Genomic DNA, 8,574 nt, shown 5'->3' on the forward strand with positions numbered 1-8,574 from the left:
GGGCGGGCGCGCGGCCCGGCAAGCGGGGGGGGTCGGGGGCCCCGTCCCGGGACCGCGCGCGGCTAGCGGGTCCAGGGCAGCCGGACGGCCTCCAGCTCGGGGTCGTCCAGCAGCGCCTGGACGAGCGAGGTCGGGCCGACGACCTTCGTGCCCCACAGGTCCCAGTCGCAGTACACGACCCAGGAGCGGTCCTCCGCCCACAGGTCGGACGGGCAGCTCGTCATCGCCGGGTGGTCGTACAGCCGGGCCGCGTCGCCCAGCCGGCCCGACAGGACCGTCTCGTCGTCCCAGTCCGCGGTGACGAGCGGGCAGTAGTAGGCCAGGCAGCGGGTGGCGGCGCCGGCCGGGCTGTGCCGCAGCAGCACCCCGACCAGCCGGTGCCAGCTCTCCCGGTCCAGGCAGCCCTCCGCGGGCGGCCGGATGGCCGCCGACCAGCTCCCCGCCGGATGCCCCTGCCGCAGGCAGCGGTTGCCGGGCAGCTCCCCCTCCGGCACCGCGGGCTCGCCGAACCCGCGCGCCAGCTCCCGCCAGCGCAGCCGCCGCCAGCCCGCGCCGGGGTCGCCGCTGCGGCCGAGCTCGGTGCCGGTGACGATCGCGCCCTCCAGCAGGTCGCCCACGTCGCCCGGCGCCTCACCGGCCGGGTCGGGCGGCTCCACCAGCCCCGCCCCCAGCACCGACTGGTGGACGTCGTCGTGCGTCGTGGTGACCAGGCCCTCCTCCCACGCGTACATCGCGTGCAAGAGCCAGGCGGAGTCGGGGTTGCGGGGCGGCTCGAACCCCGAGTAGCAGTGGTCGGGATCCAGGTCGTGCAGCCACCGCGCGGTCTCGCCGGGAACCCGTGCCCACACATCCTCGATGTCCGCGTTCTCCATACTGCGCATCCTGTCACCCGGCACGGGGCGTGCGATACGCGGCGGCCGTATGCTTCTGGCCGCGCACCGGGTCCGGGGCCGTGACCGCGGCGCCACATCCGCCGGGTCAGCCGTGCAGCAGGGCGTCCAGGCGGGCCGCCTGCACCTCCCAGCGCCACTCCCGCTCCACCCACGCGCGGCCCGCGCGGCCCATCGCCGCGGCCCGTTCCGGGTCCGCGAGCAGGCCCGCGACCGCGTCCGCGACCCGCGGCACCGACCGGCCGGGCACCACCACGCCCGTCTCGCCGTCGAGGACGGCGTCGGGGGCACCGCCGGAGTCGCCCGCGACGACCGGCAGGCCCGTCGCCGACGCCTCCAGGTAGACGATGCCGAGCCCTTCGACGTCCAGGCCGCGGCGGCGCGTCCGGCAGGGCATCGCGAAAACGTCCCCGGCGTCGTAGTGGGCGGGCAGCTCCTCCCACGGCACGCTGCCGGTGAGCACGACCGACCCGGCCACGCCCTCGGACGCCGCGAGCCGCTCCAGCTCCGCGCGGTACGGGCCGCCGCCGACGAGCATGAGCGCCGCGTCGGGGACCGTCGCCAGCACCCGCGGCCACGCCCGGATCAGGGCGTCCTGCCCCTTGCGGGGCACCAGCCGGGACACGCACACCGCGACGGGACGGTCCGCCAGGCCGTGCCGCGCCCTGATCTCCGCGCCGCCGGCTCCGGCGCGGAAGAGCGTCTCGTCGACGCCCGGCGCGAGCCGCGCCATCCGCGCGACACCGGCCGGGGACAGCGCGCGCGCCATCCGCGACCGGGTGTACTCGCCCAGGTAGGTGAGGGCGTCCACGTCGTCGCCGATGCGGCGCAGCAGCGACCGCGCGACCGGCAGCGACGCCCAGCCCGCCTCATGCCCGTGCGTGATCCCGACGATCCGCTCCGCCCCGCGCCGCCGCAGCGCCGGCGCGAGCAGCCCCAGCGGCGCCGCGGCGCCGAACACCACCGAGTCGCAGCGCTCCGCGCGCAGCAGCGCGGACGCGCGGCGCAGTACGCCCGGCTCCGGCAGCATCAGCGACCCGGGATGCCGGACGACGTCGAACGGCTGCACCGCGTCGAACGCCGCCGCGCCCTTCCACGCCGGCGCGTACACCACCACCGAGCCGGGCGGGCGCCGGACGGCGAGGCCGTGCACGAACGCCTGGATCCCGCCGGGACGGGGCGGGAAGTCGTTGGTCACCACCAGGGTCTTGGTCATCGTCGGCCAGGATACGGACCCCGCACCGCCCCCGAGCAGCCGGAACGCCGCGCAGCGCGCACATCGGCGCACCGGGCGGCGACCTGGCGGGCAGGGGCCGGGCGGGCAGGGGCCGGGCAAAGCGAAGGGCCCGGCACCGTCGTCCGGTGCCGGGCCCTTCGATCGGGCTCCGCGATCAGTGGCTGATCTCGTGCGACTGCTTGCCGCCCTCGATCTCCGCGTGCTCGCCGTGCTCGTGCTCCTCGACCGGGATGTCGTCGAAGGTCCACGCCCGGTTCAGCCGCGACCGCAGGTGCCCGAGCGGGCCCTTCGCGGCCGGGATGCCGTTGGCGTCGCGCTGCGGCGCCTCCGGACGGCTGTTCTCCTTCGACAGCAGGACCGCCCGCTGCTCCTCGCGCGCCGGCTCGTGCCGCTCGGAGAACCTGCCCTCCGGCGACATGAGGATCACGCCGGACTCCACGCCGTGCCCGACGACGTCGGCGTCCTTGCGCTGCAGCCCCAGGCAGATCCGCTTGGTGATGATGAACGCCAGGAACGGCCCGACGAAGATCGTCACCCGGAAGAACCAGGTCGTGGCGTACAGGGAGAGGTCGAACTTGTCGGCCAGGACGTCGTTCGCGCCCGCCAGCCACAGCAGCCCGTAGAACGTGACCGCCGCGATGCCGGTGGCGGTGCGGATCGGGGCGTTGCGCGGACGGGTGTTGACGTGGTGGTGCCGCTTGTCCCCGGTGACCCACTGCTCGACGAACGGCCAGGCCATCGCGCCGCCGAAGACGATGCCGAGCGGGATCGTCGCCGGTATCAGCACGTTGAAGCTGACCGTGTGGCCCCAGGCGCTGACCTCCCAGTTCGGCATGATGCGCAGCGCGCCCTCCAGGACGCCCATGTACCAGTCCGGCTGGGAGCCCGCGGAGATGGCGCCCGGATCGTACGGTCCGAACAGCCAGATCGGGTTGATCTGCGCGAACGCGCCGAGCAGCGCGATGACGCCGAAGGTGAACAGGAAGTAGGCGCCCGTCTTGGCCATGAAGACCGGGTAGAACGGGTAGCCGTACACCTGCTGCTCGGTCTGGTTCTTCACCGGCATCGCGGTGTGCTTCTGCACCCACATGATCATCATGTGCGCGGTCACCAGGCCCAGGATCAGGCCGGGGATCAGCAGGATGTGCAGCATGTACAGGCGCGGCACGATGTCCTGGCCGGGGAACTCCCCGCCGAACAGGAACATGTAGCCGTACGTGCCGACCAGCGGGATCGCCTCGAGCACGCCCTGGGTGATGCGCAGGCCCGTGCCGGACAGCAGGTCGTCCGGCAGCGAGTACCCGAACAGGCCCTCCAGCATGCCGAGGACGAACATGCTGATGCCGATGAGGTAGTTCAGCTCGCGCGGCTTGCGGTAGGCGCCGGTGAAGAACACCCGCAGCATGTGCGCCAGGATCGACGCCATGAACAGGATCGCCGCCCAGTGGTGGATCTGCCGCATGAGCAGGCCACCGCGCACGTCGAAGCTGATGTGCAGCGTGGAGGCGTACGCCTCCGACATCTGCACGCCCTTCAGGTGCGTGTACGAGCCGTTGTAGATGACCTCGTTCATGCTCGGCTTGAACCAGAGCGTCAGGAACGTCCCGGTCAGCAGCAGGATGATGAACGAGTACAGGGCGATCTCGCCCAGCATGAACGACCAGTGGTCCGGAAAGACCTTCTTCATGTTCCGCTTGAAGAAGGTGGTGGAACCGAGCCGGTCGTCGATGAAGTTGAGCGGTCCCTCGACCGCCTTCGGAGCCGTGGCCCCGGCTGTCGCCTCGCTCATCCGCGCTCCCAGAAGCTCGGGCCGATCGGCTCGTGGTAGTCGCTCGTCGCGACGATGTAGCCGTCCTCGACCGCCAGCGGGAGCTGCGGCAGCGGACGCGCCGCCGGGCCGAACACGACCTTGGCCGCGTCGGTCGCGTCGAACGTCGACTGGTGGCACGGGCACAGGATGTGGTGCGTGGTCTGCTCGTAGAGCGCGGCCGGGCAGCCGACGTGCGTGCAGACCTTCGAGTACGCCACGATCCCGTTGATGTGCCAGTTCTCGCGTCCCTTGGCGGGCTTGAACTCGTTCTCGGGCACGTTGATCAGGATGGTGACGGCCTTCGCGTTCTGCGTCAGCACCTGGTCCTCGGGCACGCCCTCCTCGATGCCCTCGGGCAGGACGGTGATCATCCCGCCGGGCGAGGAGAAGTCGCTGACCCGCAGCGGCTTGTTGGTGCCGTCCACCACGAGGCGGACGCCCTTCTTGCCCTGCGCCTGCGCCTTCTTGACGGCTTCGCCCCAGTAGGTGGAGCGCAGCCGCTTCTCCGGCAGCGGGCCGAGGTCGCGCAGCAGCACCAGCGGCGCCAGGCCGAGCGGCGCCGCCGCCAGCAGCAGCGTGCGGCGCAGCAGCGGGCGCTTGGTCAGGCCGCTGTCGGACGCCCCCTCCAGGAAGTCCTGGGTGAAGGCCGCGCGGGTCTCCTCGTCGGCCTGCAGGTTGTGCCGCTCCTGCACGATCGGCTTGCTGGTCATGAGCCGGCGCACCCAGATGGTGACGCCCGCGGCCAGCGCGAGGAACGACAGCGCCATCAGGCCGCCGAGCCAGTAGTTGGACTCGCGCGTCCGGGTCACGCCGTGCATGCCGCCGTTGCGGCCGCTCCAGCCGATGTAGTACGCGATGAACGCCACGCTGGCGGCGAACGCCAGCAGGAAGAACGTCGCGACGACGCGCTCGGCGCGCTTGGCCGACGCCTCGTCCAGCTCCTCCCCGACGCCCGCGGGCGCGGAGATGTCGTCCTGCGCGAGCAGGGTCCTGTCCCTCGCCGGAGACGGCGTGCCGATCACGCGCCCGTGCGCGCCGCCGCCCTCGCCGGGCTCCTTCGAGCCGGCGGTGTCCTTGTTCTCGTCGCTCATGACTTCTTCAGCTTCTTCGGCTTCTTCGCGGTGATCCACATCGCCGCCATCACCAGCAGGCCGAGCCCGACCAGCCAGCCGACCAGGCCCTCCGACACCGGGCCGATGCGGCCGAGGCCGTTACCGCCGGGGTTCGGCTGCTCGCGGGTCTGCACCAGGTAGGAGATGATCGCCTGCTTGTCCTGCGGGGTGAGCGTGGTGTCGTTGAACACCGGCATCGCCTGCGGGCCGGTCAGCATCGCCTCGTACATCTGCGTGGGCGTGACGTCGCTCTTGGACAGCGGCGGGGCGTACTTGCCGCCCGTCAGCGCGCCGCCCTGCCCGGTGAAGTTGTGGCACTGGGCGCAGTTCGTGCGGAACAGCTTGCCGCCGAGCGCCACGTCGCCCTTGGTCGGGTCGGTCGCCGACGCCGGCGGGACCTCCGGGCCGCCGCCGAGCGAGGAGATGTAGGCCCGCAGGTCGGCGAGGTTCTTCTCGGCCTGCGCCTTCTGCTGCTCGGCCGCCTTGCGCTTGGCCTCGTCCTCGTAGTCGGTCTTGATCTGGGTGTTGAAGGCGGGGATCGGCGTCTTGCGCGGGAACTGCGCACCAGGGCTCATCGCGGGCATGCGGCCCGTGCTGACCTGGAAGTCGACGCTGGCCGCCCCAACCCCGAGCAGGCTCGGCGCGATCGGCTTGCCCTTGGCGTCCTTGGTGCCCTCGGCGTTCAGGCCGTGGCAGCTGGCGCAGTTCTTGTCGAACAGCTGCTGGCCGTTCTTCAGGTCCTGCGCCGCCTGGGCCGTGCTCTCCGCCTCGGCGCGTCCAGTCTGCGGCGAGAAACCGGCGTAGATGACGCCGATCGCCGCCAGGGCCGCCAGCACGACGGCGTAGCCCGCCCAGGGGCGCCGTCGCCATGCGGTGATCCTTCTCACGGAAATCCCCGTTCGGGTCATGTCTGGGTGGTCAGCGGGTCAGTGGTCGAGCAGGTAGACGACCGAGAACAGGCCGATCCACACCACGTCGACGAAGTGCCAGTAATAGGACACGACGATCGCGCTCGTCGCCTGCTCGTGCGTCCATCGCTTCGCGGCGAACGTCCGGCCGAGGACGAACAGGAACGCGACCAAGCCGCCGATGACGTGCAGACCGTGGAAACCGGTGGCCAGGTAGAAGACCGAGCCGTAGGCCGACGAGGAGAACGTGAGGCCGTCCTTGGTGACCAGGCTGTAGTACTCGAAGGCCTGTCCCGCCACGAAGTAGAGGCCCATCAGGAAGGACAGGACGTACCACTCGCGCAGGCCCCAGCGGGCGACGTTCAGCAGGCCGCCGTCGCGGCCGACCTTGCCGGCCTCGGCCTTGAACACGCCCCACTGGCAGGTCACCGACGACAGCACCAGCACGGTCGTGTTGGCCGTCGACAGCGGCAGGTTCAGCGGTGCGCCCGGCCAGGCGTCGTGCCCGGACTGGCCGATCGTCACAGAGCGGATCGTGAAGAACATCGCGAACAGCGCCGCGAAGAACATCAGCTCGGACGACAGCCAAACGATCGTCCCCACGCTGACCAGATTGGGACGGTTCGCCCGTGCGTGAGGTGTTGTCTCTATCGCGGATGCTGTCACGGGCAGCATTATTGCGCCCCTATCCCGTGAGTGACGCATGACCCCCCTCCTAGAGTTCCCGAACGTGTCACCCGGCCTCCGGCACGGTGCCGCGGGGCCCGGCGATCTTTGCCCGCACCTGGCCTTCCGGTGGCCGCGACACGGGGAAACATGACCTGGATCTCGTGCGCGCGGGGACGAACCGGTAGCCTTCCGTGTCATGAGCACCACCGCCCCGGAGAGCCCGATGAAGGTTCTCGTCTACAGCGACGACGCGAACACCCGCGCACAGATCCGGATGGCGATCGGGCGACGCCCCGCCGCCGATCTTCCGCAGGTGGAGTTCGTCGAGCGCGCGACCCAGCCCGCCGTGGTGGCGCGGCTCGACGAGGGCGGCATCGACGTCCTGGTCGTGGACGGCGAGGCGCAGCCCGCGGGCGGTCTCGGCGTCTGCCGGCAGGCCAAGGACGAGGTGTACGACTGCCCGCCGGTGCTGGCGATCATCGGGCGGCGCGACGACGGCTGGCTGGCGACCTGGTCGCGCGCCGACGCCGTGGTGAGCCTTCCGCTGGACCCGATGGCGCTGGCGAAGGAGCTCGCCGGCCTCATGCGCTGGCGTCTCGAGAACCGCCTTCCGGCCCTGTAAAGACCGTTTCGCCGGGGAGGCTCTGGGCGCCGCCCCGGTCCGCACCCCGGCCGGGTCGGGACGAGCCCGGCGCGCTCCCTCCGGACCCACCGCACCTGGGGGATAGATGGACGCCCGCACGACCTGGCCCGCACTGCTCAACGCCCTGCTCGACGGCGAGTCGCTGACCAGCGAGGAGACCGCCTGGGCGATGAACACGATCATGGCCGGGGAGGCCACCGACGCGCAGATCGCGGGGTTCGCGGTCGCGATGCGCGCCAAGGGCGAGACCGTCGCGGAGGTGTCCGGCCTCGCCGACGGCATGATGGACAACGCCACCCCGGTGGACGTGCCGGGCCGCATCGCGGACCTGGTCGGCACCGGCGGCGACCGCGCCCACACGGTGAACATCTCCACGATGGCGGCGGTGGTGGCGGCGGCGTCCGGCGTCCGGGTCGTCAAGCACGGCAACCGGGCCGCGTCGTCGTCCTGCGGCGCCGCGGACCTGCTGGAGCACCTCGGCGTCGCGATCGACCTGTCCCCGGAGGCGACGGCGGCGGTCGTCGCGGAGACCGGCATCACCTTCTGCTTCGCGCCGCGCTTCCACCCGGCGCTGCGGTACGCCTCGCGGACCCGCAGCGAGCTGGGCACGCCGACGGTGTTCAACTTCCTCGGCCCGCTGACGAACCCGGCGCGGCCGGGGGCGCAGGCGGTCGGGGTGTTCCATCCGCGGATGGCGGGCGTGATCGCGGGCGTGTTCGCCGCGCGGGGCTGCTCGTCGCTGGTGTTCCGCGGCGACGACGGCCTGGACGAGCTGACCACCACCGGCACCTCGACGGTGTGGGTGGTGCGCGACGGGACGGCGACGCAGACGACCTTCGACCCGTCCGCGCTCGGCATCCCCCCGGCCCGCCCGGAGGACCTGCGCGGCGCCGACGCGTCCTTCAACGCCCGGGTGGCGCGGGAGACCTTCGCCGGCCGGGAGGGGCCCGTCCGCGACATGGTCCTGCTGAACGCCGCCGCGCTCATCACCGCCTACGAGGGCGCCCCGTCCGCCGACGAGCTCACCCCGACGCTGGCCGCCGCCCGCGACCGCGCCGCCGAGGCCGTCGACTCCGGCGCCGCCGCCACCCTCCTCGACCGCTGGATCGAAGTCTCCCAAGCGCACCGTTGACCCAGGGGGACGATCCAAGCCCCGGCAGCTCGAACCTCAACCCCGGCAGGTCGGACCTCAACCCCGGCAGGTCGGACCTCAACCCCGGCAGGACCCCGGCAGGTGGAACCTCAGCCACCTCGCGGACAGGCACGCGGAGCGAGTGCAGCGAGCGCAGCGGGCCTGCCCGGCGG

At 72.2% G+C, this 8,574-nt stretch carries 8 protein-coding genes; 2 read left to right on the top strand and 6 right to left on the bottom strand.

The window, feature by feature from the left end:
* Positions 1–62 precede the first annotated feature (62 nt).
* From ABZ914_RS40845 to ctaE, 6 genes are all read right to left on the bottom strand, one after another.
* Positions 63–872 carry a hypothetical protein gene (locus tag ABZ914_RS40845; RefSeq protein WP_500199996.1) on the bottom strand — a complete coding sequence of 270 codons (810 nt, stop codon included), beginning with the start codon at positions 870–872 and terminating at the stop codon, positions 63–65.
* A gap of 106 nt (positions 873–978) precedes the next feature.
* Entirely contained in the window at positions 979–2,106 is a 1,128-nt protein-coding gene (locus ABZ914_RS40850) for a glycosyltransferase family 4 protein (RefSeq protein WP_500199998.1), read from the bottom strand.
* Between the two features lie 175 nt (positions 2,107–2,281).
* The gene (gene qcrB / locus ABZ914_RS40855; RefSeq protein WP_500200000.1) at positions 2,282–3,916 is read right to left on the bottom strand and encodes a cytochrome bc1 complex cytochrome b subunit; all 1,635 of its coding nucleotides are present in this window, start codon (positions 3,914–3,916) and stop codon (positions 2,282–2,284) included.
* A complete protein-coding gene (gene qcrA, locus ABZ914_RS40860; RefSeq protein ID WP_190867335.1) occupies positions 3,913–5,028 on the bottom strand; it encodes a cytochrome bc1 complex Rieske iron-sulfur subunit in 1,116 nt (371 codons plus the stop codon). Before qcrA ends, qcrB begins: the two co-directional genes overlap by 4 nt.
* Entirely contained in the window at positions 5,025–5,936 is a 912-nt protein-coding gene (gene qcrC / locus ABZ914_RS40865) for a cytochrome bc1 complex diheme cytochrome c subunit (RefSeq protein ID WP_208269937.1), read from the bottom strand. The genes qcrA and qcrC overlap by 4 nt, the downstream gene beginning before the upstream one ends.
* Before the next feature lie 39 nt (positions 5,937–5,975).
* The gene (ctaE, locus tag ABZ914_RS40870) at positions 5,976–6,662 is read right to left on the bottom strand and encodes an aa3-type cytochrome oxidase subunit III (protein WP_433138587.1); all 687 of its coding nucleotides are present in this window, start codon (positions 6,660–6,662) and stop codon (positions 5,976–5,978) included.
* Between the two features lie 160 nt (positions 6,663–6,822).
* Here ctaE and ABZ914_RS40875 point away from each other — a divergent pair, with 160 nt between their 5' ends.
* Both ABZ914_RS40875 and trpD read left to right on the top strand, forming a co-directional pair.
* A complete protein-coding gene (locus tag ABZ914_RS40875) occupies positions 6,823–7,248 on the top strand; it encodes a response regulator transcription factor (protein ID WP_151544428.1) in 426 nt (141 codons plus the stop codon).
* A 106-nt stretch (positions 7,249–7,354) separates the two neighbouring features.
* Complete coding sequence (trpD, locus tag ABZ914_RS40880) at positions 7,355–8,401, top strand: anthranilate phosphoribosyltransferase (RefSeq protein ID WP_500200002.1); 1,047 nt, start codon at positions 7,355–7,357, stop codon at positions 8,399–8,401.
* The last annotated feature ends 173 nt before the right edge of the window (positions 8,402–8,574 follow it).

Source organism: Spirillospora sp. NPDC046719 (assembly GCF_040645715.1).
Classification (GTDB): Bacteria; Actinomycetota; Actinomycetes; order Streptosporangiales; family Streptosporangiaceae; genus Spirillospora.